The sequence below is a fragment of the Pseudomonas sp. PH1b genome (assembly GCF_000633395.1).
GTDB lineage: Bacteria > Pseudomonadota > Gammaproteobacteria > Pseudomonadales > Pseudomonadaceae > Aquipseudomonas.
The window spans coordinates 160787-184446 of sequence record NZ_AYMU01000007.1 but is presented as its reverse complement, the minus strand read 5'-3'; the positions used below and the strand labels follow the sequence as shown (position 1 = coordinate 184446).

Sequence of the window (23660 nt, the reverse complement as noted above, 5' to 3'; positions counted from 1 at the left end):
GGCTGCCGAACTCTAGCGATTCGCCCCGCAAGGCGCAACGCAGAGGAGCGCGCCAGCAGGCTGCGGATTTTGTTAAGATCGCCCCCCTATAGAGCGCGCAGCGCCACCGACCTGTAGGAAACCGCCCTGATGAGCCCATCGTTCGACGTCGCTGAACTTGCCGCGACCTATGCCAACAAGTCCGCCCAGGACATCCTCAAGCTGGCCTTCGCCCAGTTCGGTGATGACCTGTGGATCTCCTTCAGCGGTGCCGAGGATGTGGTGCTGGTGGACATGGCCTGGAAGCTGAACAAGCAGGTCAAGGTATTCAGCCTCGACACCGGTCGCCTGCACCCGGAAACCTATCGCTTCATCGATCAGGTGCGCGAGCACTACAAGATCGACATCGAGCTGATCTCGCCGGACCACAGCAAGCTTGAACCCTTCGTCAAGGAAAAGGGCCTGTTCAGCTTCTACAAGGATGGCCATGGCGAGTGCTGCGGCATTCGCAAGATCGAGCCGTTGCGCCGCAAGCTGTCCACGGTCAGCGCCTGGGCCACCGGCCAGCGCCGCGACCAGAGCCCCGGCACCCGCAGCCAGGTGGCGGTGCTGGAAATCGACAGCGCCTTTTCCACGCCGGAACGCCCGTTGTACAAGTTCAACCCGCTGGCGCAGATGAGCAGCGAAGAGATCTGGGGCTATATCCGCATGCTCGAACTGCCCTACAACAGCCTGCACGAGCGCGGCTTCATCAGCATCGGTTGCGAGCCCTGCACCCGCCCGGTACTGCCCAACCAGCACGAGCGCGAAGGCCGCTGGTGGTGGGAGGAAGCCACCCAGAAGGAATGCGGCTTGCACGCCGGCAACATCATCAGCAAAGCCTGACCCCCTCCCTGCGGGCGCGCCTGAAGGACGCCCGCACTGAACAGCCAACCTGCAGCAAAGCCTGTACACAAGAATGTCACCGTCGGTGCCATTTTTGTGTGCACTTAAAACCTCCCCCGCCCCAAAAGGTTACAAGCCTTTCCTCCGCCGATATCCATGGGACGCCAAGCCGCGCCCGGCGAAAAATAAATACCTGTTCAAACGGTCAATTTTTAATCTCGTATTTTCAGAAGGTTAGGAATAACCCATAACAAAACGAAATCAGCAGCCAATTTCATAGTCGCGAAATTGGCACAGAAGTGGCTTTAGTCGATCTATGTTTTGTATACAAAAAAACCAAAACATACATACACTAACCGTCCGCAAGCCTGACCCACGACTCAAGCTGCAGATGCCCCGAACCCAGTGATTCCTCCCCTGTGACGAAGATTGTCGAGCCCCGTCGCTCAAGCACAGTCATCCAGGGCCGGAGTCAGGAGCATGCCGGAATGCGTACCAGCCCTTCCAACAACATCGCACTGGATCTGCCCTCCTCGCTGCATTCGCACAACGTCCAACAACCGGTCGCCGATGCCCATCCGACCCCCATTACGCTCAGCCCACGCCTGCACAACCGCGACCTGGCACCGACCAAGGTCGAAGGCCGGCGCTGGGGTGGCTACAGCATCTTTGCCTTGTGGACCAACGATGTGCACAACATCGCCAACTACTCCTTCGCCATCGGCCTCTATGCCCTGGGCCTGGGCGGCTGGCAGATCCTGCTGTCCCTGGGGATAGGCGCGGCGCTGGTGTATTTCTTCATGAACCTGTCCGGCTACATGGGGCAGAAGACCGGGGTGCCGTTCCCGGTGATCAGTCGCATCAGCTTCGGCATCCATGGCGCGCAGATTCCGGCGCTGATCCGCGCGGTGATCGCCATCGCCTGGTTCGGCATCCAGACCTACCTGGCTTCGGTGGTGTTCCGGGTGCTGCTCACGGCCATCCATCCGGGCTTTGCCGATTACGACCACAACTCGATCCTCGGCCTGTCGACCCTGGGCTGGGCCTGCTTCCTGGTGATCTGGCTGGTGCAACTGGCGATCCTCGCCTACGGCATGGAGATGATCCGGCGCTACGAAGCCTTCGCCGGGCCGATCATCCTGCTGACCGTGGCCTGCCTGGCCGCCTGGATGTACACCCAGGCCGACGGGCAGATCGCCTGGTCGATCCGCGAGCCGCTGACCGGCGGCGAAATGTGGCGGCAGATCTTCGCCGGCGGCGCCCTGTGGCTGGCAATCTACGGCACCCTGATCCTCAACTTCTGCGACTTCGCCCGTTCCTCGCCCTGCCGCAAGACCATCAAGATCGGCAACTTCTGGGGCCTGCCGGTGAACATCCTGGTGTTCGCCACCATCACCGTGCTGCTGTGCGGCGCGCAGTTCCAGATCAATGGCCGGGTCATCGAAAGCCCCACCGAGATCATCGCCTCGATCCCCAACACCCTGTTCCTGGTCCTGGGCTGCCTGGCATTCCTGATCGTTACCGTGGCGGTGAACATCATGGCCAACTTCGTCGCCCCGGCCTTCGTCCTCAGCAACCTTGCCCCCAGGTACCTGACCTTCCGTCGTGCCGGGCTGATCAGCGCCGCGCTCGCGGTATTGATCCTGCCGTGGAACCTGTACAACAGCCCGCTGGTGATCGTGTACTTCCTCTCCGGCCTCGGCGCGCTGCTGGGCCCGCTGTACGGGGTGATCATGGTGGACTACTGGATCCTGCGCAAAGCCCAGGTCAACGTGCCCCAGCTGTACAGCGAAGACCCCCAAGGCACGTACTTCTACAGCCGCGGGGTCAACCTGCGGGCGGTGGCGGCATTTATTCCCGCCGCCCTGATCGCCATTGTCCTGGCCCTGGTGCCGGGCTTTGCCAGCGTCTCGCCCTTTTCCTGGCTGATCGGTGCCGGTATCGCCGGCCTGCTCTACCTGATCATCGCCCGGCGTCAGCCCGGGTATGCGGACGTCAGCGGCGAGTCGATCGCCGTGGACAACGTCAGCCATTGAATGTGAACGGCCCGGTCCGCCGGGCCCTGAATTGCCCCTCGACAAGGAACCCCCATGCGAATTCTCGTGGTCAACGTCAACACCACCGACAGCATCACCCAAGCCATCGCCCGCCAGGCGCAAAGCGTGGCGGCGCCAGGAACCGAGATCATCGGCCTGACCCCCTACTTCGGCGCCGAATCGGTGGAAGGCAACTTTGAAAGCTACCTGGCGGCGATTGCCGTAATGGACCGGGTGCTGGCCTACGACCAGCCCTATGACGCGGTGATCCAGGCCGGCTACGGCGAACATGGCCGCGAAGGCCTGCAGGAGCTGCTGAATGTGCCGGTGGTGGACATCACTGATGCCGCCGCCAGCACCGCGATGTTCCTCGGCCACGCCTACTCGGTGGTGACCACCCTGGATCGCACCGTGCCGCTGATCGAGGACCGCCTGAGACTCTCCGGCCTGTATGAACGCTGCGCTTCGGTCCGGGCCAGCGGCCTGGCAGTACTGGAGCTGGAGGAAGACCCGCTGCGGGCGGTGGAATCCATCGTCCGCCAGGCCGAACTGGCGGTGACCGAAGACAAGGCCGAAGTCATCTGCCTGGGCTGCGGCGGCATGGCCGGGCTCGATGAACAGATCCGCCAGCGCACCGGGGTGCCGGTGGTGGACGGCGTGACGGCGGCGGTGACCATCGCCGAATCCCTGGTGCGCCTGGGGCTGTCCACGTCCAAGGTGCGGACCTACGCGACGCCTCGGCCCAAGCGTGTGGTTGGCTGGCCGATGCGCCAGGGCCGCTGAAGCTGCTGCTCCAGTTCGCCGAGCGCAGCACCGGCCACCGCTTTCAGATGGCGCTGAACGCGCCGGCCAGGCCCTGCTCGGCGAACTGCTCGATGACGAAGTCGACGAAGGCTCGGGTCTTGCCCGGCAGCATCTTGTGCTCGGCGTAGTAGATCGAGGTGAAACCGTCATCCACATACCAATCCGGCAGCACCCGCTGCAGGGTGCCGGAGCGCAGGTAATTGACGGCAAACGGCATGCTCACCAGGGCCACCCCCAAGCCTTGGGCCGCGGCGATGCAGGCGGCCTCGGAGTCACTCATGGTCATGCCGGCCTTGAGCTCCAGAGGCTGCATGCCGCCTTCACGCCCAGTCAGTTGCCAGGTGCGGATGCGTCCGGTCTGTGGCGAGCGGATCAGGATTCCCCGGCAATGCCGCAGGTCCTCGGGCGCGCTGATCGCGGTGCGATCCCGGAGATAGGCGGCACTGGCCACCAGCACCCGATGGGCGGGTGACAGCCGGCGAGCCACCAATCCTTGCGGCAACTCGAAACCACCGCCGATGGCCGCATCGAATCCCTGGCCGATCAGGTCCACCTGGCGATTGTCGAAATGCCAGTCCGGGTGAATGTCCGGATAGCGCTGCAGGAACGCCCCCAGCATCGGCACTATGTACAGGCAACCGAATACCGTTCCCACGCTGACCTTGAGCGTCCCGGCCGGACGCCCCTGGACATTGGCCAGGGTGCTTACCGCGTTCTGGATGGTCTGCAGGCTGTCACTGACCTCTGCCAGAAACACCTGCCCGGCCTCGGTCAGGGTCAGGCGCCGGGTGCTGCGCTGAAAAAGCCTGACGCCAACCCGGGCCTCCAGCTTGGCGACGCTTTTGCCGACCGCCGCCGGGGTCAGGCCGAGGCGACGGGCCGCTTCGGCAAAACTGCCGACTTCGGCGCTGCGAACAAAACACTCGATACTGCTGAAGGCTTCCATAGACAGCGATTCTCAACTTTTGGTTTACACAGAGTATAGGGATTACCGACTACACAGAGCCTAATCAACGGTTGATACTCGCCCTCAAGCACAAGGCAACCCGGCCTTGAATCTCTGGAGACACCCATGAGCAAGCACACCCTCAGCGGCAAAGTGGCCTTGATCCAAGGCGGTTCCCGTGGCATTGGCGCAGCCATCGTCGAGCGCCTGGCGGCCGAAGGTGCCAGCGTCGCCTTCACCTACGTCAGCTCGACGAGCAAGGCCCACGCCCTGCGTGACAGCATCATCGCCAAAGGCGGCAAGGCCCTGGCGATTCACGCCGACAGCGCGGATGCGGTGGCTATCCGCAACGCCGTGAGCAGCACCGTCCAGGCCTTTGGCCGCCTCGATATCCTGGTGAACAACGCCGGTGTACTGGCCGTCGCGCCACTGGACGAGTTCAAGCTGGAAGACTTCGACCAGACCCTGGCAATCAACGTGCGCAGTGTGTTCATCGCGACCCAGGAGGCCGCACGGCACATGGGCGAAGGTGGACGCATCATCAACATCGGCAGCACCAACGCCGATCGCATGCCCTTCGCCGGTGGCGGCCCCTACGCCATGAGCAAGGCCGCGCTGGTGGGGCTGACCAAAGGCCTGTCCCGCGACCTGGGCCCCCGTGGCATCACGATCAATAACGTCCAACCCGGGCCGGTGGACACCGACATGAACCCGGCAGACAGCGAGTTCGCCGCCAGCCTGATGGGCATGATGGCGGTGGGCCGCTACGGCAAGGTGGAAGAGATTGCCAGCTTTGTCGCCTACCTGGCCGGCCCCGAAGCGGCCTACATCACCGGTGCCAACCTGAGCATCGACGGCGGTTTCAGCGCCTGACGCCACGGCACAAAAAACGGGCCACCGGTATCAGGTTGGCCCGTTTTTCAGGGTGCTGGCGCAAAGAGTAGCGCCGACGCGTTGCGCCCTTCTATCGAGGTGATTGCTGTCTCAGGACCAGAGCAGGTGCGGCAGGCCGCAGGCAGCGGGCTGAAAGCCCTTGAGCGAACGAATAATCCCGTCGGCATGGGCAAACCTGGCGTCTGCCATCGCCGGATCCGGTACAGCGATCACGCTCATGCCGGCAGCCTTGGCCGCCGTCACGCCGAACGGCGAGTCTTCGAACACCAGGCACTCCTCGGGCGCCACGCCCAGGCGCCGGGCCGCGGTCAGGAAGATGTCCGGCGCCGGCTTGGCTGCCGTCACCTCAGGATCGTCGGCGGTGACTATGGTGTCGAACAGCGCGAACCAGTCGCCATGGCGAGTGATCTTTTCTCCGAAGGACATCTGCGAGGAACTGGTGCCCACCGCGATGGGGATCCGGTGCGCCTTCAAATGCCGCACCAGCTGCTGGGCACCCGGCATCGCTTCAGCGTGAGGAAAACGCTCGCGCATCAGCGGCTCACGCAAGGTCAGGAATTCCTCGGCGCTGATGGGCAGGTCCAGGGCCTGCACCACGTACTGCGCCAGGTCCGCGGCGCCGCGCCCAATGATGTTCTGCTTGATGGTCCAATCGTAGGTACGGCCATAGCGCTCGACGATCGAGCGAGTGATCTCGGTGTAGATACCCTCAGTGTCGAGGAGCAAGCCGTCCATGTCGAAAATAACCGCCTTGATCGGCGCCAAATCATTCAACTGTGCATTCATCCCATCTGATCCGTTAGCAAAGTTACATTCCAGGGAACGGCTCAGGTACGGCCGGTTGTGCTCGGCAACGCTTCAATTAAAGGATTCAGCAGCATAGCGGCGGGGCCGGGTCGCGAGCAACCGTGGCCAGATGAAGGCCATGCCAGGGCATTCACTCGTGAGGATCGGGTTCGTTTGCGTCCTCGTCAGGAGCCTCTTGCAATGGCACCCGCGCGTCGTCCAGCAAGGAGCCGGGGTCTTCGTTCCCCGGATCGTTGATCACCGACGGCTCTGCGGGGTCTGGCACTGCTGGGCCTGGAATGGCACTAGGCATGATCCTCTCCTGGGGCAATGGAAATGCTTGCTGCCAGTATGGCAAGCCCCGACCAGCACGCATGAAAAACCCGGCACGAGGCCGGGTTTTTCAAACAGGCGCGAAGATCAATGACGCTTCTTGTGACCCATGCTGCTCCCCAGGGCTCCACCTGCAGCGCCGCCAATACCGGCACCCACCGTGGAACCGGTGCTGCCGCCCAGGCGATTACCGATCAGCGAGCCCCCGGCCGACCCCAGGCCACCGCCAATCGCGGCTTTGGCCCGGCTGCCTTTACGTGCGCCTGCCGCGCTGCCTGCCGCCCCGGCCACACCCGCACCAATGGCTGCACCGGTGCTGCCGCCAAGCTGCTGCCCGACCACATTACCCAGCGCACCACCCAGGCCGCCACCGATGGCAGCAGTGCCATCACCGGCCATTGCGCCTTGAGCCAGCAGAAGTCCCACAACCAGGGCAGGTAGAGTTAAACGCATGAATTGAACCTCGAAAAAAGACTGTCGAACTGACACAAAAGCCCAGCGCCACGCCCCCAAAAACCGGCGGCTACAGCCACACCCGGGTGTTCTCAGGTGGCTTGGACAGCTGATTTTAAAAGAGTTTTATCGTCGCGCAAAAAAAAGCCCGCTGGGGAACGGGCTAGGGATATTGCTTTTTAACGGATGGTTTGAGCGTACTCAGGCAGATGTGAAGATTTCGTGAAAAGCATCCACGGCCGGGAGCAACAGCCGCGGATCGCACAACCTCCTATCCAGACGATATGTTCAGATCACCTTGCTGAAAATGCTCGAACCCGATCCACACAAGCAGCCCTGGGTTGACCACTCATGCAACCGATTCGACAGCGGCCTGGACGCTCTGGCAACAGGGTCTCAGCGGATGCTGCGAATGCTGCCCTTGTTGCCTTTGACAGTGACCGAAACCTTCTTGAAGACGAAGTAGTTTTCTTCGTTCACTTCATAGCGCGGTGCCACGATCAGGTCTGCGCCCGACGCCTTGACGGCCTTGAACGCAGCAGCGGACTTGGCTGCGCTGACCGGGTCAAAGCCCAGGCCGCCCAGAGCGCCACCGCCATCACCGCCATAGGCCACGCCATCGGCAAACTGGCTGTCACCGCCAAACTTCAGGAAACCGAACAGAATGTTCACCGACGACTGACCCGAGATTGCCTCGCCCACAGCCACATCGGCCTTCAAGTCAGTTTTAACCTGACTGTCGATAGGGGCGGATGGCTGGCTGATGTTGTAGCTGGTGCAACCAGTGGCTGCAGCTACGAGAGTAGAGAGAGCGAGGAGTTTAAAAATGGCTTTCACGTTATTTCCTTATCGCGTTTCATATAAAGGCATCATCGCTGGATGCGCAGCCCCGCATAAATCGGGAGAACGAACATATCTCCAGTTATTAATGATTGAGATAAGAACAATCTTAAACAGCAGAAGAACTCTCCTGTTCCGCCCTGCTCCCTGGCAAAAATCAACTAATACGACTACTCGAAAACAGCTAAAAAATTAATACGCAAACAATAATTAAAAAACCATGCGCCTTGGTTGAACAGTCGGCCCGTGAAATCACCGCAGACCACTTGATCAACAGCCTGGTTCTTCGACGCGCGCCATTACCTGTGCCTTCCAGGCTAGAGCGAACCGGACGAGCCGTATCGGCCTGTTCTTCTTTCGCTATCAGACTTTACTTATCAACCCTTCATAAAGAATGACATCGGCAATTTGCAGGCAATAAAAAGCCCCGCATCAAGCGGGGCTGTTCGAATTGAAACTTACTTTCTCTTGGGCAAGGCCCGGGGGAAAAACATCGTATTACTGGCCACCGGCCGAGCCGGCGCTTTTTTCCTGCTCACGCCATTGGCTTGAGGCGACTCTTGCACTTCAAATGCGGCCTGGCCACAACGCACCAAGTTGTTGATCGGGAACTCATCCCCATTGTCTTCAATAAAGGCAAGACCTCTCATAGCTCCGCTCCCTCCAACAATCGAACAGTACCGGCAAGCTCCTGATTGCCTGAATAATACTGTTCGTCACGGCGTTTCAGACTAGACAGTCATTTATCGACCTGCCGTTCAAAAGCACCAACCTCCGACGAGCGGTGAGAGGCTTCATCCCCCATTGATCCAAGACAATTTCTTGCCACTCCTCAACCTCTTTCCTGCCGCGACGACACGTGCGATATGAAGATAAACGGGGGGTGACGCCGGCACGCTGCCAGAGGTGGGCGCATCCGGTTCATTAACGATAGGCGGAAAGGCTGAATCCGCAGTTCTGACATAGGCTGACACCAGCCTGGTCCATCAGCACAAGGCAACAGACAACCGCGACACCATCGATCAGAGAGCCTCCCCATGAATGACGATCAACTGAATGCAGCACTGCAAGCCGAGTACCTGCATATCCAGAAGACCATCGAGGACTTCGACTCCCGCGCACTGACCATCAAGGCCTGGAGCATGACCTTCAGCCTCGCCGCCATCGCCGGGGCCTTTGCCAGTCATTCATCTGCGGTTTTTCTAATTTCGGCCATCAGTGCCGCGGTTTTCTGGCTACTGGAGACACAGTGGAAGCTCTTTCAGATGTCCTACTACCCGCGGGCGGAGTTGATCGCGGAGCACTTCCGAGGCGAGCAGAGAGTGGAGCATCCCTTCCAGATCGGCCCAGCCTGGTACAAGCGATGGGCAGAGCTACGGGGCCGGGGGACTCCACAAGTCATGCGATGGCCCCACGTCGCCTTGCCCCACGCCATTGTCGTGATTCTGGGTATCGCCCTGTTCATCCTCACGAAGGCACAAGTGATCACAGTTTGAAGCCTTGTAGACCCCATTGGACTTCGCGCCAGCCAGGATAGGCAGCCTGAACCGGGCAACAGCAATGGGCCCCAGCGGACTTAGGTAGCTGCGGGAACTGCCTTGCACAGCCTGCCGAGAAAGCGCTGCTCCGCGACTGCCCGATACCGGGCCCGCCTCCTGAAGGCCCCGGCATAAAAAGCCCCAGGCGCCGGATGTGTATCACCCCTGAAGACGCTGCGCGCCCAGCGATATCGGCGCAGGAGATAGGGCCCATGCCCCATAAAACGCGGTTCGAATGCCGGAGCTTCAGCAGTCGGCGTTCCCATATCGCCATTTTTCAGACGCCAAAAACCACAAACCCCCGACTTTCTCTAGGAAAATCAGGGGTTTGTGTTTACTTAATGTGGCGGTGAAGGAGAGATTCGAACTCTCGATACAGTTTCCTGTATACACACTTTCCAGGCGTGCTCCTTAAGCCACTCGGACACTTCACCGTATCTCGTCAAACCGATTCAGTCTGTCGAGGCGCGCTAATGTAGTCGAAAGCTTTTCAGATGGCAAAGGTTTTTTTCAGAATTTTCATGCGCTTAAGGACGTTCTGTCGTTGAAGGGGATTCGGCCAGGGTCGTGGACAAGGCAAACCAGCCATTCTCCAGCCTCGCCCACAGCTATATAGAAGAAACTCTGCGTGACCTGCTGCGCCATGCAAGCCCATACCCGGCCCAATGCCTGACTCACCAGTCAGTCACGGCGCTTTACCTGATCTGCTGCGATGGGTAACGTCTGCTGCACTTCAATACAAGGAATTGCGTCATGAGTGAGTTGATTACCTACCATCTCGAAGACGGTATCGCGACCCTGACCTTGAGCAATGGCAAGGTCAATGCCATCTCCCCGGACGTGATTGCCGCCTTCAACGCCGCGCTGGATCAGGCCACGGCTGATCGTGCAGTCGTGATCATCACCGGCCAGCCAGGAATTCTCTCCGGCGGCTACGACCTCAAGGTCATGACCGCAGGTCCCAAGGAAGCCGTGGCCCTGGTGACCCAGGGCTCGACCCTGGCCCGCCGCCTGTTGTCCCACCCCTTCCCGGTGATCGTCGCGTGCCCTGGCCACGCGGTGGCCAAGGGGGCCTTCCTGCTGCTCTCGGCGGACTACCGGATCGGCGTCAACGGCCCGTTCAGCATCGGCCTGAACGAAGTGCAGATCGGCATGACCATGCACCACGCCGGAATCGAACTGGCCCGTGATCGCCTGCGACGCTCGGCGTTCCACCGCTCGGTGATCAACGGCGAGATGTTCGACCCGCAGAGCGCCGTGGATGCTGGCTTCCTCGACAAGGTAGTGAACGCCGAAGAGCTGCAAAGTACCGCCTTGGCCGCTGCACGCCAGTTGAAGAAGATCAACATGCAGGCCCACAAGAACACCAAGCTGAAGGTGCGCAAGGCTCTGCTGGACACCCTGGACAACGCCATCATCCAGGATCAGGAACACCTGGGTTAACCTTCCCGGCGCTCCCTGAATCAGCCCGACCCAGATGTCGGGCTTTTTATTGCGTGGCCAAACAGCTGATAGCAAGCGCTCTAGACCGCCACGGCCAAGCGCAATTGGAAACATGTACTTAAACATCGCCCATCTCCGGGCTAAGAACGGCAATTGCCGAAAATAGTGCACATCCGTACACTGCGCCACCTTTTGTCCCCGGTGGGCCGTTTAGATGCTGTATCTGTTTCGCATGTTGTTGATGGGCCTGCACTTTATCGTCGCCGGCAGCCTGGGCCTGCTACTCGGGCTGTGCCGCCCGTTCAACCCGGACAACAGCCGCCTGTGCGCCCGCCTCTATGCCTGGCCGGCCATGTGCATCCTGCGGTTGCGGGTCAAGGCGGAGGTCGGTCCGCTGATGGACAAGCCCGATGGCTGTGTGATCATCGCCAACCACCAGTCCAACTACGACCTGTTCGTGTTCGGCAACGTGGTACCTCGACGCACGGTGTGCATCGGCAAGAAGAGCCTGAAGTGGGTGCCGCTGTTCGGCCAGCTGTTCTGGCTGGCGGGCAATGTGCTGATCGACCGCGGCAATGCGCAGAAGGCGCGGCGCTCGATGCTCACCACCACCCACACCCTGCAGCACAAGGACACCTCGATCTGGGTCTTCCCGGAGGGCACACGCAACCTCGGCGAGGAGCTGCTGCCGTTCAAGAAAGGTGCATTTCAGATGGCCATCGCCGCCGGCGTACCGATCGTGCCGGTATGCGTCAGCAGCTACATCAAGCACATGCGCCTGAATCGCTGGAACAGCGGCAAGATCCTGATCCGCTCGTTGCCAGCCATCCCCACCGCCGGGCTGACCCTGGACGACATGCCGCTGCTGATCGCCCAATGCCGCGAGCAGATGCGCGAATGCATCGCCAGCATGGATCGCCAGCTGCAAACGGCCTGAATGCCTGCCGGCAATTCCCTGACGCCCCGAAGCCCGCCTCGTGCGGGCTTTTATTTGTCGGCGAACTCATGCATCGGCAGTGACTCTGATGCAGCATTGCAGGCTAAGCTGCTGGTCTGTCATCGCCCCATTGATAAGAAGAAGTGAACCGGAACCATGGGTAGAGTTGTTGCTGCCGCCGTTTACAGCGGTGGAAAGAAAGTCACTGATATCAGCCTCGACGAAGGGGCTGCCTGGGCCGCGAAACCCGGCCACTTCGTCTGGATCGGTCTGGAAGAACCCAACGCCCACGAGCTGGCCAACCTGCAGCGCCAGTTCAACCTGCATGAACTGGCCATCGAAGACGCCCTGGAAAAGCACAGCCGGCCCAAACTGGAAACCTTCGGCGATGCCTTGTTCATCGTCACCTATTCGCCGGTACGCACCGACGGCAAGCTGGAGTTCATCGAAACCCACATCTTTGCCGGCAATGGCTACATCATCACCGCCCGCAACGGCCACTCGGCCTCCTATGGCTACGTGCGCCAACGCTGCGAAGCGCGCCCGTTGCTACTGGAGCACGGCGAAGACTTCGTGCTCTATGCGCTGCTGGATTTCGTCACCGAGAACTACCAGCCCGTCAGCGAGGCGATCCACGCCGAGATCGACGAGTTGGAGCGCAACGTGCTGTGCAACTCGCTGAACGAGCGGGATATCCAGAACCTCCACGGCCTGCGCCGCGACGTATTGCGCCTGCGCCGCCATGTAGCGCCCATGGTGGAGATCAGCGAGGAGCTGCAGAAGCTCAGTTTTCCGTTCATCGACAAGAACATGCGGCCGTACTTTCGTGACGTGCAGATTCATGTCACCCGGCAGATGGAGGACCTCTCGACCCTGCGCGACATCGCCAGCCAGACCATCGAGATCGGCGTGCTGCTGGAGGCGTCGCGACAAAGCATCGTGCAGCGCAAGTTCGCGGCCTGGGCGGCGATCCTGGCATTTCCGACGGCGGTGGCGGGAATCTACGGGATGAACTTCCAGAACATGCCCGAACTGAGCTGGCACTACGGCTACTTCGGGGTCCTGGGGTTCATCAGCGTGGGCTGTGTTGGCCTCTGGGCCAGCTTCAAGCGCTCAGGCTGGCTCTAGCAGCACCTTGGCCCCGTGCCGGATGCACAGGGCCGCAACGGCCGTCATGCCGCCTTGGGCTTGTGGGCGACAAAACGCATCATCCACTCGGCAACGGTGGCACCGTGATGGTCGTGCTCCAGGCTCGCCACGCCCTTGCGGTAGATCTGCTCACCGAGGAATTCCTGGCGCAGGTCCAGCAGGGCGCGGGAATAATCGTGGATGAACTCGGGATGGCCCTGGAAACACAGGACCTGATCGTTGATGTGGTACGCCGCGTAAGGACAGAAATCGCTGGAGGCGATCACCGTGGCGTTTTCCGGCAAGGCGGTGACCTGATCCTGGTGGCTGATCAGCAGGGTCAACTCCTCCACCACCGGGCTCATCCATGGCGCCTTGGCGGCCAACTGGTAGCTGTGGGTGCCCACCCCCCAGCCCTGGCTCGCCCGCTCGCTCTTGCCGCCCAGCAGCAAGGCCAGCAACTGATGGCCGAAACAGATGCCCAGCAGCTTGTCACCACGCTCATAGCGGCCCAGCAGGTAGGTCTTGAGGGTCTGGATCCAGGGATCGGTGCCGAAGGAATCGGCCTTGCTGCCCGTCACCAGATAAGCATCGAACTCCAGCTGCGCGTCGGGGTATTGCCCCTGGACCACGTTGTACACACTGAACTCGGCAGCGATGGGCTGCTGGGAAAACAGGCGCTGGAACATCTGCCCGTAACCCTGATATTGATCGACCAGTTCGGGACGCAGGATATCGGTTTCAAGAATGCAGATGCGTAGCGACATAAAAAATTCCTGACAAGGCGATGGCAATAATGAACACCCAGAGCCTGCCTTGAAATACCACGGCAAGGCAAGCCCCGGAATGCGTCATTTGCTGCCCGCCAACCTCAGAACAATTGGCCCTGGCGAGCCTTTTCCACCAGCAGGGCCGGCGGCGTGAAACGCTCGCCGTACTGCTGCGCCAGGTACTGCGCACGGGCAACGAAATCCTGCACCCCGTACTGGTTGATGAACTGCAACGCACCCCCGCTCCAGGCAGCGAAGCCTATGCCGAAGATCGAACCGATGTTGGCGTCCGCAGTGGACAGCAACACCCCCTCCTCCACGCAGCGCACGGTTTCAATCGCCTGGATAAAGAGCAGGCGATCGCGCACATCCTGCGGCGAGATCTGCCCGTCGGCCTTGTAGAAGCGCGTGCGCAACTCCGGCCACAGGTGTTTCTGGCCTGCGGCCGGGTAGTCGTAGAAACCGCCACCGCTCGCCTTGCCCGCCCGCTTGTACTCGTTGAGCAGCAGGTCGATCACGGCAAACGCCGGATGCTCGATGGCCGGCTTGCCCTCGGCTTGCAGGTCTTTGACGGTCTGCTGGCGAATGTGGCTCATCAGGCTCAGGGACACCTCGTCGGAGATCGCCAGCGGCCCCACCGGCATCCCCGCCTTGCGCGCCTCGGCTTCGATCATCGGTGCGCCGATGCCCTCGCCGAGCATGGCAATGCCTTCATTGGTGAAGGTGCCAAATACCCGCGAGGTGAAGAAGCCCCGGCTGTCGTTGACCACAATCGGCGTCTTCTTGATCTGCAGGACGAAATCAAAGCCTCGGGCCAGGGTTTCATCACTGGTCTTAGCCCCTTTGATGATCTCCACCAGGGGCATCTTTTCCACCGGGCTGAAGAAATGCAGGCCGATGAACTTGTCCGGATTGGGCACCGCCGTGGCCAGCCCGGTGATCGGCAGGGTAGAGGTATTGGAGGCGATCACCGCGTCCGCACCAACCACCTGTTGCGCGGCCTTGGACACCTGGGCCTTGAGCGCCCGGTCCTCGAAGACTGCCTCGATGATCAGGTCGCAACCGGCCAGGTCGGCATCCTCGGCAGTGGTGACGATCCGCGCCAGGGTCGCGTCCCGCTGCTCGCTGCTCAACTGCCCGCGAGCGACCTTCTTCTCCAGCAGCGCCGCCGAGTGGGCCTTGCCCTTCTCGGCCGCCTCGGGGCTGATGTCCTTGAGGACCACCTCGATACCCGCCACCGCGCTGACGTAGGCGATCCCCGCCCCCATCATGCCGGCGCCGAGCACCCCGAGTTTTTTCGTCACTTGAGTCGCAATGCCTTGAGGACGCGAGCCACCGGCATTGATCTCGTTGAGCTGGAACCAGAAGGTGCCGATCATGTTCTTCGCCACCTGGCCGGTGGTCAGCTCGGTGAAGTAGCGGGTCTCGATCAATTGCGCAGTGTCGAAATCCACCTGGGCGCCTTCGACGGCAGCACAGAGGATCTTTTCCGGGGCCGGGAAGCAGCCCTGGGTCTTGGTGCGCAGGATCGAAGGCGCGATAGCCAGCATCTGCGCGACTTTCGGGTTCGACGGTGTGCCGCCGGGAATCTGGTAGCCGCGGACATCCCAGGGCTGCTTGGCCGCCGGATTGGCGAGGATCCAGGCTCGGGCCTTGGCCAGCAGCTCATCAGGATCGGTCGCCAGCTCATCGACCAGGCCAGCCTGCAACGCCTGCTGCGGACGTACTTTCTTGCCTTCCAGCAGGTACGGCAAGGCTTTTTCCAGGCCCAGCATGCGCACCATGCGCACCACCCCGCCGCCACCAGGCAGCAGGCCCAGGGTGACTTCCGGCAAGCCGACCTGGACCGACTTACCCTCCAGTGCTATCCGGTGATGGCAGGCCAGGCAGATTTCCCAGCCGCCGCCCAGGGCCGCGCCATTGATCGCGGCCACCACCGGTTTGCCCAGGGTCTCCAGGGCCCGCAACTGGCCCTTGAGGGTCAACACCATGTCGTAGAAGGCCTTGGCCTCGGGCTTGCCGACCTTGATCAGCTCATTGAGGTCGCCGCCGGCAAAGAAGGTTTTCTTCGCCGAGGTAATGATCACTCCGGCGATGGCTGCCTGCTCGGCCTGCAGTCGGGCCACGGCCCCCGCCATGGCATCGCGGTACACGGCATTCATGGTGTTGGCGCTCTGGCCCGGCATATCGATGGTCAGGACCACGATCTGGTCCTGGCCTTTTTCGTAACGGATGGCATCGGTCATGAAAGGGATTCCTTGAAGTCGGGGCTCAGAGCCGTTCGATGATGGTGGCGATGCCCATGCCGCCGCCGACACAGAGCGTGGCCAGGCCGTAGCGCTGGCGCCGGGCCTCCAGTTCGTCGAGCAAGGTGCCGAGGATTGCGCACCCGGTGGCGCCCAGGGGGTGGCCCATGGCGATGGAGCCACCATTGACGTTGACCTTGGCCGGATCGATGGCCATGTCCTTGATGAACTTGAGTACCACCGAAGCAAAGGCTTCGTTGACCTCGAACAGGTCGATGTCCTCGACCCGCAACCCGGCCTTGGCCAGGGCCTTGCGGGTGGCCGGCGCAGGGCCGGTGAGCATGATGGTCGGGTCGGTGCTGGTGACCGCCGTGGCGACAATCCGCGCCCGCGGCGTGAGCCCCAGTTCGCGCCCCTTGGTCTCGGAGCCGATCAGCATCAGCGCAGCGCCGTCGACGATGCCCGAACTGTTGCCCGGAGTGTGCACATGGTTGATGCGTTCAACATGGCTGTAGACCCGCAACGCCGTGGCGTCGAAACCCATCTGCCCCATCATCTCGAAACTCGGCTTGAGGCTGCCCAGGCCCTCCAGGGTCGAGTCGGCGCGAATGAACTCGTCATGGGCCAGCAGCACGATGCCGTTCTGGTCCTGCACCGGCACCAGGGACTTGCTGAAAGCACCCTCGGCACGGGCCCGAGCGGCCTTCTGCTGGGATTGCAGGGCGAACCGATCGACGTCCTGGCGGGAAAAGCCTTCCAGTGTCGCGATCAGGTCCGCACCAATTCCCTGCGGGGTGAAATGGCTGTGCAGGTTGGTCTCCGGGTCCAGGACCCAGGCTCCGCCGTCGCTGCCCATGGGCACTCGCGACATGGACTCGACGCCGCCGACCACCACCAGTTCCTCGAACCCCGAGCGCACCTTCATCGCCCCGAGGTTGACCGCCTCGAGACCCGATGCGCAGAAACGGTTGATCTGCACCCCGGCCACGCTGACGTCCCAGTCCGCCGCCTGCACCGCAGTCTTGGCAATGTCCGCGCCCTGATCACCAATGGGTGTCACACAGCCCAGGACCACATCGTCCACCTGGCTGGTGTCGAGTTCGCAGCGCTGTTGCAGGGCCCGCAGCAGGCCCGCAGCCAGGTTCACCGGTTTCACGCTGTGCAGGGCGCCATCGGCCTTGCCTTTGCCACGGGGCGTGCGTAACGCATCGAATATCAAAGCTTGGGTCATGACGTCCTCGAACCGCTGTGCAGGGGAAAATGTCGAGCTCCCACCTTAGGCGCGACAGCCACGGATTCAATGACCGATGCGCTCAGCCGCCTTGACGCTCACGCTCAGACGAACGGTAGGCAGCTAAGGGATCCGCCGATGAAGGGTCGCGAACTGTCTAGCCAAAGGGCGGCCATCCGCTGCAGAGGCAGATTTATAGCTTTTTCATGACCACTGGCTACAACTTCATATGAATTGGATCTAAGCCAGGGGATTCAAGGCCCCTAAGGTAGAAGCTGTAGGAAGTCTCAGACGGATTTTGCGCTGGGACAGGTAAGAAAAGGGACACATTGCCGGCTCATAGTGAAATGCACCGATCGGCATGCATTGATGCTCAGGAATAACAACAAAAGGCATTCAGCCATGTTCAAACATTCGAAAGTACGTCAGGCGGGGCTCATTCTCTTTGCAACCACACTGCTGCTGATCTTGCCGAATCTCACCAAAGTGATCGGCTGATCCGTGGCTGTTCGTTCAACGAGTCAGAAAATTGTCCCCGGTTCCTACCGGGGCACGGACTTGTGTGCCAGTCTTCCTGAGGAACACGACGGGGAAGACTCATGCGCCATTGGATTGCACTTGCCACACTCTTGAGCGCTTTCGACGCTCATGCCGGGATCATTGACGTCAATCGCGCGGTGGACGAAATCAATGACGGCGCCCTGATCCTCGACCTGCGCAGCGAAAGCGACTTTGCCGCCGGCAACGTCCACAACTCGCTGCAGGTCAATCTCGAACTGGAGGACGGCACGGGCATCAGCGCTGAGGGCCTGGCCTACCAGCTGCGCAAGGTGGTGCTGGACCCCAACGCCACGGTAGTGATCTACAGCGATACCAACCAGCATGCCCTGGAAGCCGAAGACACCCTGGTCAAGCACGGTTATTTCGGTATCGTGAACGGCGGCAACTACGAAGAACTCCGGGACGCCCTGTTCGACCATGTGTCGCGACCCGACGATGTACTTCCCGGCGATGAACCCACTGACGACGACCCGACGGCCATCAATTGAAAGCTCTCCTGCTCTGCTCGACCCTGCTGTTGAGCACCTCGTTGCACGCTGCGCAACTGCTGATCGACCTGGGCTCCGGCAGCCACACCTGGCAGACCGAAGAGCTGCTCAAGCATCCGGACGCCCAGAACATCACCATCAAGGACGATGTGTCCTACAAGCGCGATATGCAGTACCGGGCCGTGCCCATGGCGCTCCTGCTCAAGGGCCTGAAGGCCGCGGATCACCTGCAGGCCGTGGCCCTGGATGGCTTTGCCGCGGAGCTCAGCGCAGGGCCGTTGCTCAACCGCCAGGGCGCCCAGGCCTGGCTGGCCATCGAGGACCCGGCCAAGCCCTGGCCGGCGCTGGCGGCGGACAAGCCCAGCGCCGGGCCGTTCTATCTGGTCTGGAGCGATCCAGCGGCCGGCCACATCAGCCCCGAACAGTGGCCATTCCAGGTTGCCCGCATTCAGCGCCTGGCCCCGGTAGCCGAGCGCTTCCCGGCCCTGGCCCCGGACCCGCAGCTGGCCGCGAATGATCCGCTCAACCAGGGTTTTGCCCTGTTCCAGAAGAACTGCCTGGCCTGCCACCGGCTCAACGGGGCCGGCGATTCGCAGTTCGGCCCGGACCTGAACATTCCCTACAGCCCCACCGAGTACTTCACGGGGGCCTTCCTCAAGCGCTATATCCGCGACCCGCAAAGCTTGAGGCGCTGGCCCCAGGCAAAAATGCCGGGGTTCAGCAGCAGCGTCCTGCCGGACACGGAGCTGGAACTCTTGCTGGGTTATCTCAAGCACATGGCCGGGCGCAAGCAACTGCCGCAATGACCTCCCCCCCTGCGCTCTGGCGCACCAGCAACTCTGGCTATCAGCTGCATAGTCAGAGTTGATTTCACGGCCGGGCTACCCACGCAGATAATCCGTCCATCGACACACACTTCATCCAGCCTGATGAAGCCCCTGCTGCAACCTTGATGAGATTGATGACCACCGTGCTCGGGCTGCCCCGAGCAACCTCCTCTCCTGGCCGGTCTTCCCTTTTAGCCACCCTCGCGGGTGGCTTTTTTTTACCTTTTGCAGCCCCCGAAAATGCAATTGGCCGGCCCGCGGGCCAGCCAATTGTCAGTCTTGCAGCGCTAAACGCGGGTCATACCAGGCGCCCGCGAACCTCCTGCTTCACGCCCCAGCCTTCAATGATGCCGCCCAGGGGCTCGACCACCGCCTCGAAGTCCTGTTCAAAATCCCCGATGCCGCCATAGGTGGCGTACATCACCTTGCTCAACTCCAGGTACCAGGCGCCATCGTCACGCACGCTGATCTGGGCATTCAAGGATTCACCGCGAAAATGTCCTGCCGCCCTGCGCGCCCGCTCCTCATCCGGGAAAATGGCGTAGAACTCGATGGGATGGAATCGTGAAAAGTCAAAACCGCCTTCTTTCATGCGGCGCAGCACACTGCTGCTGATGTCTTCTTGAACGGCTGTGCTCATGAAACGTCCTCCTCAAACCGATGGATAGACTTTCCGTGCTTCCCGACCCACCGACAAAGTGACCGGTATCACGACCCGGGGAGGGTCGTCGGGAAACAAGCATGGAGCTGACAAGACCAGAGCCTAGCGAAGAGTTCGCTGATCTCGTTTGCAGATTAGCGTCAACCTCTGGACGCCGCCAGAATTTGCTGCAGGAGCGGTCTCTACCCCCTCTAGATCGGCATGATGCTGAGAATCTGAATACTGTTCTGCTCTTTCAGGCTCTTGAGGGTCGGTGCCTCGGTGCGCCCGTCCAGATCATTGAGATCCAGTTCGGCACTCACTGGCAACAGCTTGGCCCGTACCAGTTGCGCAGCACGCTCCATCGTCGGTTGCTGGTCGCAATCGAAATGCTCGACGGACTGGACACCATGATCATCCACGAAAGTGACTTGCCACTTTTGCATCAGTGCCTCCTCGATAGCCCCATGAGTGGGCCTACAGCATCTCGACCCTGGCCCCTGGGCAAACGTTCCACCGCACGCTCATGAAAAGGCCGCCCGAAGGCGGCCTGAGTGAATCAGCAGAAGCTTCGACCGCTCACGGCTTTTCGGCACGGGCCTTGAGCGCCTTCAGGGTGTTGAAGGGCGCATCGACCACAAACTTGTTGGCCAGCCAGGACGGTACGCTGCCCCCCGGCTCGGTGTGCACCTGGTAAGTCACCTCGACCTGGTCAGCGCCTTTGGGGACGAACTTCCAGTAACCCTCGACCTGAGCCACGCGTACGAAGCCTTTCTCTTCGGGGATGTAGGTCGGCACGCCTTCGAGCTTGCGGGTCAGGCTGCCATCAGCCGCTTCGCTGGTGGTGATGTGCAGCACCGAGTCACGGGCGGTGACCGGCCACGGGGTGTTGAACTGGGTGTAGGTCCAGCTTTGATCACCTTCGTGCTTGAGCAGCTTCTGGGTCTTGCACTCGTGGATCCAGGAACAGGCGCCGGCCACGTCTTCCTGCAGCGCACGGAGCTTGGCGATGGAGGTCTTCATGGTGGTCACACCACGATAGGCCTTGTATTTGGAGCCGGCCACTTCACTCAGGGAGATCTTGATGCCGTCTTCGTCCTTGGCCGTTTGCCAGTCTTCGGCGTGGGCCGTTGCCGACAACAGCACGGTTAAACCACAGAGCACAGCCATTCGATGCAGCGAACCCATTGTCTTATTCCTTATTGTTGAAGTTCCGTTCATTGAGAACACTTTGAGCCTAGGCCGCTGTCACTTGCTCCCACCACCCGATCAGCCGGATGGCTTCTTCACGGCTTTCGCCACACACCTCAAGATCCGCCTGAAACGCCCCGCAAACAGCCGGCCGCTCTGGCATGCCGAACAGGCCACACAGATGTTCGACAGAAAGATGCAGGCAACGTTCTCCGGCCGGCTTGCCCTGAGGCATTCCGGGGATCGGGGTGCTGATGGAAGGGGCGATGCAGCAGGCGCCACAACCCTCACGGCAGTTCATGACGAAAAGCTCCTTGCGACAAGCAAAGTGTTAAATGACGCCCGCCAAGAGTAACCGCTAAAACAGCCGTTTAAAATTACTCAAAGAACGGATTTTCCCCGCAACTGTGCGTGACTGATCAGTCTCCGACAAAGTGTCGGTCAACCCGGTCACAGGCAGGCAGAAGTTTTTATTGCTTGAACTCGAAATCCAGGGCGGCGCCTTCGATATCCCGACGCTCCTCGTTGCGCAGCTGCAATTGCATTTCATTGCTGAGCAGACGGCCGTTGAGCTGGAACGGACTGTCTTCCTTGGGCTTCTCGCCAAACATCGGCGGCAGCAACGGCTCGCGCTTGGGCAAGGGAACGCTGCCCACGGGCTGCAGGTGCTTGACCATTTCCGGCGGCAGGCTCAAGTCCAGCTTGGGGCTGGTCAAGGGGGTCTTGATGTCTTGATAGGCCCACTTGGACTTGGCAGGGGGCTTCTTGTTTGCAGGCTTGGCCTTGGCGGCGTTGGCCGGGGCCTTGCTCTTGGTCTTGCTTGCGGAAGCCTTGCTTGCAGGAGCTTTCTTGGCGGTGCTCGATGGGCTCGGGTGCGACGTACCGGCGGCCGGTTTATCCGCAGCCGAGGCAGCCTGGGCAGGCGTGACAGCGGCAACTCCCAACAGGCAGGCACATAACCAGAAGGTAGGGAAAAAGGCTTTCATAAAGGCAGGTAGATCGACAAAAGGTGCCCTATGCTCGCTTGTTGCAGGCCCCATGACAAGCATGGGGCCACATTGTTTAGAATCCGCCGGCCGCTTCCTGGCACAACTGACTGGCCAGCATCCCCAGAGTCATCAAGGCCCGCTCGGCCTCACGGTTCCAGGGCGTTCCGCAGTTCAGGCGTACGCAGTGGTTGAACTGCTCGGTATTACTGAAGATCAGCCCCGGTGCAACGCTGATGCCCTGCTGCAGTGCACGCACGTGCAATTCCTGGGTGTTGACCCGGCCCGGCAGGCTGACCCACAGGATGAAGCCGCCATTGGGCCGGGTGATTTGCGTGCCCTCCGGGAAGTACTGCTGTACCGCCAGCTGGAAGGCGCTCAGGTTCTTGCGATATTCCTGGCGGATGTAGCGTAAATGCCGGTCATAACCGCCATTCTCCAGATAGGCCGCGACCCCCATCTGGGTCACGCTGCAGGCCGAATGGGTGCTGAATGTCTGCAATCGCTGGATCTCCTGCTGGAACTTGCCAGCAATCATCCAGCCGATGCGCACCCCCGGTGACAGGGTCTTGGAAAAGCTCGAGCAGTAGATCACCCGGTCCAGCCGGTCATAGGCCTTGAGGGCCTTGGTTCGCCCCACCTCGAACATCAGCTCGCCGTAGATATCGTCCTCGACCACCTGGATATCGAAGTCCGAGGCCAGGCGCAGCAGTTGCTTCTGCCGCTCCTCCGGCATGGTGCCGCCCAGGGGATTGCTCAGGCGCGTGGTCAATACCAGGGCCTTGATCGACCATTGGTTGGCTGCCAGCTGCAACGCTTCGAGGCTCATCCCCGTGGAGGGATCGCTGGGAATCTCGATGACCTTGAGCCCCAGCAGGTCTGCCAGTTGCAGCAGGCCGTAATAGGTCGGCGACTCTGCGGCGATCAGGTCGCCCGGCCGCGTCAGGACCCGCAGCGACATCTGCAGGGCATCGACACAGCCATGGGTAATCACTACTTCCGAGGGGTCGACCACGACGCCGGCATCGCGCATGCGGATCGCCACCTGCCGCCGCAGCGGCTCGAACCCCGGGCTGAACATGTAGCTGAACGCCCGGGGACTGTGGAAACGGGTGACCTTGGCCAACTGCTGGTGCAGCGCCCGTACCGGCAGGTAGTCGACGCTGGGCACTGCGGCCCCCAAGGGAAAGACTCCTTCGCGACGAGACTCCACCAGCACCTGATGAATGATGCTGCTGCGGGTGACCAGGCCCGGACGCTCGACTCGGGCGATATCCGGCGTGGGCGCCGTCAGCGCCGGCGTCTGGTGCACGTAGTAGCCCGACTGCGGGCGCGCACGGATCAGCCCCTGGTCTTCCAGGTTGGCGTAGGCCTGAAGCACCGTGGCGTGGCTGACGTTGAGCTGCGAGCTCATCTTGCGCACCGACGGTACACGCTCCCCCGGCTGGTAGACACCACGGCGAATATCCTCAGCCAGCTGCTGAGCGATACGTTGATAGAGCAAGAGATTGGTCATGGCGCAGCACTCGATTTCACGGCGTTTTATTCTTGTGTGAAACAATACCGGCACAGTTTAGAAGTGTACTGGGACAGTTTCTACAATAGTCGAGGACACCGGGCAGTGAAAAGCAGAACTGTAGGGTTTTTGTGAACCTTGAGACAGACATGAAAAAACCCGGCGCCTGGCAGGCGTCGGGTTTTTTCAGGGCATCCGCTGG

The 23660-nt window shown here is 61.1% G+C and carries 25 protein-coding genes and 1 tRNA gene; 10 read left to right on the top strand and 16 right to left on the bottom strand.

Annotation, left to right across the window (positions count from 1 at the left end; all coding sequences use genetic code 11):
• Nucleotides 1-129 precede the first annotated feature (129 nt).
• The 3 genes from U873_RS0113460 (at nucleotide 130) to U873_RS0113450 (ending at nucleotide 3683) form a co-directional block, all read left to right on the top strand.
• Nucleotides 130-864 (top strand): phosphoadenylyl-sulfate reductase, encoded by a 735-nt coding sequence (locus U873_RS0113460; protein ID WP_025128751.1) that lies wholly within the window; start codon nucleotides 130-132, stop codon nucleotides 862-864.
• Between the two features lie 488 nt (nucleotides 865-1352).
• A complete protein-coding gene (locus U873_RS0113455; protein WP_025128750.1) occupies nucleotides 1353-2900 on the top strand; it encodes an NCS1 family nucleobase:cation symporter-1 in 1548 nt (515 codons plus the stop codon).
• 54 nt (nucleotides 2901-2954) lie between these two features.
• Nucleotides 2955-3683 carry an aspartate/glutamate racemase family protein gene (locus tag U873_RS0113450; RefSeq protein WP_025128749.1) on the top strand — a complete coding sequence of 243 codons (729 nt, stop codon included), beginning with the start codon at nucleotides 2955-2957 and terminating at the stop codon, nucleotides 3681-3683.
• A 43-nt stretch (nucleotides 3684-3726) separates the two neighbouring features.
• On the opposite strand, the gene U873_RS0113445 is transcribed toward U873_RS0113450, so the two are convergent.
• On the bottom strand, nucleotides 3727-4650 hold the full coding sequence (locus tag U873_RS0113445) for a LysR family transcriptional regulator (RefSeq protein ID WP_025128748.1): 924 nt from the start codon (nucleotides 4648-4650) through the stop codon (nucleotides 3727-3729).
• Nucleotides 4651-4776: 126 nt separating this feature from the next.
• Between U873_RS0113445 and U873_RS0113440 the strand changes: the two genes are divergently transcribed.
• Nucleotides 4777-5523 carry a 3-oxoacyl-ACP reductase family protein gene (locus U873_RS0113440; RefSeq protein ID WP_025128747.1) on the top strand — a complete coding sequence of 249 codons (747 nt, stop codon included), beginning with the start codon at nucleotides 4777-4779 and terminating at the stop codon, nucleotides 5521-5523.
• Between the two features lie 111 nt (nucleotides 5524-5634).
• Here U873_RS0113440 and U873_RS0113435 read toward each other — a convergent pair whose 3' ends face one another.
• From U873_RS0113435 to U873_RS0113415, 5 genes are all read right to left on the bottom strand, one after another.
• Nucleotides 5635-6330 (bottom strand): HAD-IA family hydrolase, encoded by a 696-nt coding sequence (locus tag U873_RS0113435; protein WP_025128746.1) that lies wholly within the window; start codon nucleotides 6328-6330, stop codon nucleotides 5635-5637.
• A gap of 151 nt (nucleotides 6331-6481) precedes the next feature.
• Entirely contained in the window at nucleotides 6482-6643 is a 162-nt protein-coding gene (locus U873_RS36940; RefSeq protein WP_177330268.1) for a hypothetical protein, read from the bottom strand.
• A gap of 107 nt (nucleotides 6644-6750) precedes the next feature.
• Nucleotides 6751-7116, bottom strand: coding sequence for a glycine zipper domain-containing protein (locus U873_RS37240; protein WP_073698924.1), 366 nt, complete (start codon nucleotides 7114-7116; stop codon nucleotides 6751-6753).
• Nucleotides 7117-7512: 396 nt separating this feature from the next.
• Nucleotides 7513-7953, bottom strand: a complete 441-nt coding sequence (locus U873_RS0113420) for a hypothetical protein (RefSeq protein ID WP_025128744.1) — start codon at nucleotides 7951-7953, stop codon at nucleotides 7513-7515.
• Between the two features lie 461 nt (nucleotides 7954-8414).
• A complete protein-coding gene (locus U873_RS0113415; RefSeq protein WP_025128743.1) occupies nucleotides 8415-8606 on the bottom strand; it encodes a hypothetical protein in 192 nt (63 codons plus the stop codon).
• A gap of 387 nt (nucleotides 8607-8993) precedes the next feature.
• Between U873_RS0113415 and U873_RS0113410 the strand changes: the two genes are divergently transcribed.
• Nucleotides 8994-9452, top strand: a complete 459-nt coding sequence (locus tag U873_RS0113410) for a hypothetical protein (protein ID WP_025128742.1) — start codon at nucleotides 8994-8996, stop codon at nucleotides 9450-9452.
• 386 nt (nucleotides 9453-9838) lie between these two features.
• Here the strand turns inward: U873_RS0113410 and U873_RS0113405 are convergent.
• Nucleotides 9839-9928, bottom strand: a tRNA-Ser gene (locus tag U873_RS0113405).
• Between the two features lie 319 nt (nucleotides 9929-10247).
• Between U873_RS0113405 and U873_RS0113400 the strand changes: the two genes are divergently transcribed.
• The 3 genes from U873_RS0113400 (at nucleotide 10248) to U873_RS0113390 (ending at nucleotide 13002) form a co-directional block, all read left to right on the top strand.
• Nucleotides 10248-10937, top strand: a complete 690-nt coding sequence (locus tag U873_RS0113400) for a crotonase/enoyl-CoA hydratase family protein (RefSeq protein ID WP_025128741.1) — start codon at nucleotides 10248-10250, stop codon at nucleotides 10935-10937.
• A 214-nt stretch (nucleotides 10938-11151) separates the two neighbouring features.
• Nucleotides 11152-11874: a 1-acyl-sn-glycerol-3-phosphate acyltransferase gene (locus tag U873_RS0113395; RefSeq protein WP_025128740.1), complete on the top strand. Its 723-nt coding sequence runs from the start codon at nucleotides 11152-11154 to the stop codon at nucleotides 11872-11874.
• 156 nt (nucleotides 11875-12030) lie between these two features.
• A complete protein-coding gene (locus tag U873_RS0113390) occupies nucleotides 12031-13002 on the top strand; it encodes a magnesium and cobalt transport protein CorA (protein WP_025128739.1) in 972 nt (323 codons plus the stop codon).
• 44 nt (nucleotides 13003-13046) lie between these two features.
• On the opposite strand, the gene U873_RS0113385 is transcribed toward U873_RS0113390, so the two are convergent.
• From U873_RS0113385 to U873_RS0113375, 3 genes are all read right to left on the bottom strand, one after another.
• A complete protein-coding gene (locus U873_RS0113385; protein ID WP_025128738.1) occupies nucleotides 13047-13769 on the bottom strand; it encodes an amidotransferase in 723 nt (240 codons plus the stop codon).
• A 104-nt stretch (nucleotides 13770-13873) separates the two neighbouring features.
• Entirely contained in the window at nucleotides 13874-16018 is a 2145-nt protein-coding gene (locus U873_RS0113380) for a 3-hydroxyacyl-CoA dehydrogenase NAD-binding domain-containing protein (RefSeq protein ID WP_025128737.1), read from the bottom strand.
• A 25-nt stretch (nucleotides 16019-16043) separates the two neighbouring features.
• The gene (locus tag U873_RS0113375; protein ID WP_025128736.1) at nucleotides 16044-17249 is read right to left on the bottom strand and encodes an acetyl-CoA C-acetyltransferase; all 1206 of its coding nucleotides are present in this window, start codon (nucleotides 17247-17249) and stop codon (nucleotides 16044-16046) included.
• Nucleotides 17250-17848: 599 nt separating this feature from the next.
• On the opposite strand from U873_RS0113375, the gene U873_RS0113365 reads away from it, so the two are divergent.
• Complete coding sequence (locus U873_RS0113365; RefSeq protein ID WP_025128735.1) at nucleotides 17849-18298, top strand: rhodanese-like domain-containing protein; 450 nt, start codon at nucleotides 17849-17851, stop codon at nucleotides 18296-18298.
• On the top strand, nucleotides 18295-19104 hold the full coding sequence (locus U873_RS0113360; RefSeq protein WP_025128734.1) for a cytochrome c: 810 nt from the start codon (nucleotides 18295-18297) through the stop codon (nucleotides 19102-19104). Before U873_RS0113365 ends, U873_RS0113360 begins: the two co-directional genes overlap by 4 nt.
• Before the next feature lie 319 nt (nucleotides 19105-19423).
• Here U873_RS0113360 and U873_RS0113355 read toward each other — a convergent pair whose 3' ends face one another.
• The 6 genes from U873_RS0113355 to U873_RS0113330 all read right to left on the bottom strand — a co-directional run bounded on the left by U873_RS0113355 (nucleotide 19424) and on the right by U873_RS0113330 (nucleotide 23458).
• Nucleotides 19424-19765, bottom strand: a complete 342-nt coding sequence (locus U873_RS0113355; RefSeq protein ID WP_025128733.1) for a ribonuclease E inhibitor RraB — start codon at nucleotides 19763-19765, stop codon at nucleotides 19424-19426.
• Nucleotides 19766-19977: 212 nt separating this feature from the next.
• Entirely contained in the window at nucleotides 19978-20211 is a 234-nt protein-coding gene (locus U873_RS0113350; RefSeq protein ID WP_025128732.1) for a hypothetical protein, read from the bottom strand.
• Nucleotides 20212-20344: 133 nt separating this feature from the next.
• The gene (locus U873_RS0113345; RefSeq protein WP_025128731.1) at nucleotides 20345-20953 is read right to left on the bottom strand and encodes an START domain-containing protein; all 609 of its coding nucleotides are present in this window, start codon (nucleotides 20951-20953) and stop codon (nucleotides 20345-20347) included.
• Nucleotides 20954-21002: 49 nt separating this feature from the next.
• Nucleotides 21003-21257 carry a YkgJ family cysteine cluster protein gene (locus U873_RS35210; RefSeq protein WP_081818659.1) on the bottom strand — a complete coding sequence of 85 codons (255 nt, stop codon included), beginning with the start codon at nucleotides 21255-21257 and terminating at the stop codon, nucleotides 21003-21005.
• A 169-nt stretch (nucleotides 21258-21426) separates the two neighbouring features.
• A complete protein-coding gene (locus U873_RS0113335) occupies nucleotides 21427-21942 on the bottom strand; it encodes a hypothetical protein (RefSeq protein WP_025128729.1) in 516 nt (171 codons plus the stop codon).
• A gap of 76 nt (nucleotides 21943-22018) precedes the next feature.
• The gene (locus U873_RS0113330) at nucleotides 22019-23458 is read right to left on the bottom strand and encodes a PLP-dependent aminotransferase family protein (RefSeq protein ID WP_025128728.1); all 1440 of its coding nucleotides are present in this window, start codon (nucleotides 23456-23458) and stop codon (nucleotides 22019-22021) included.
• Nucleotides 23459-23660 lie beyond the last annotated feature (202 nt).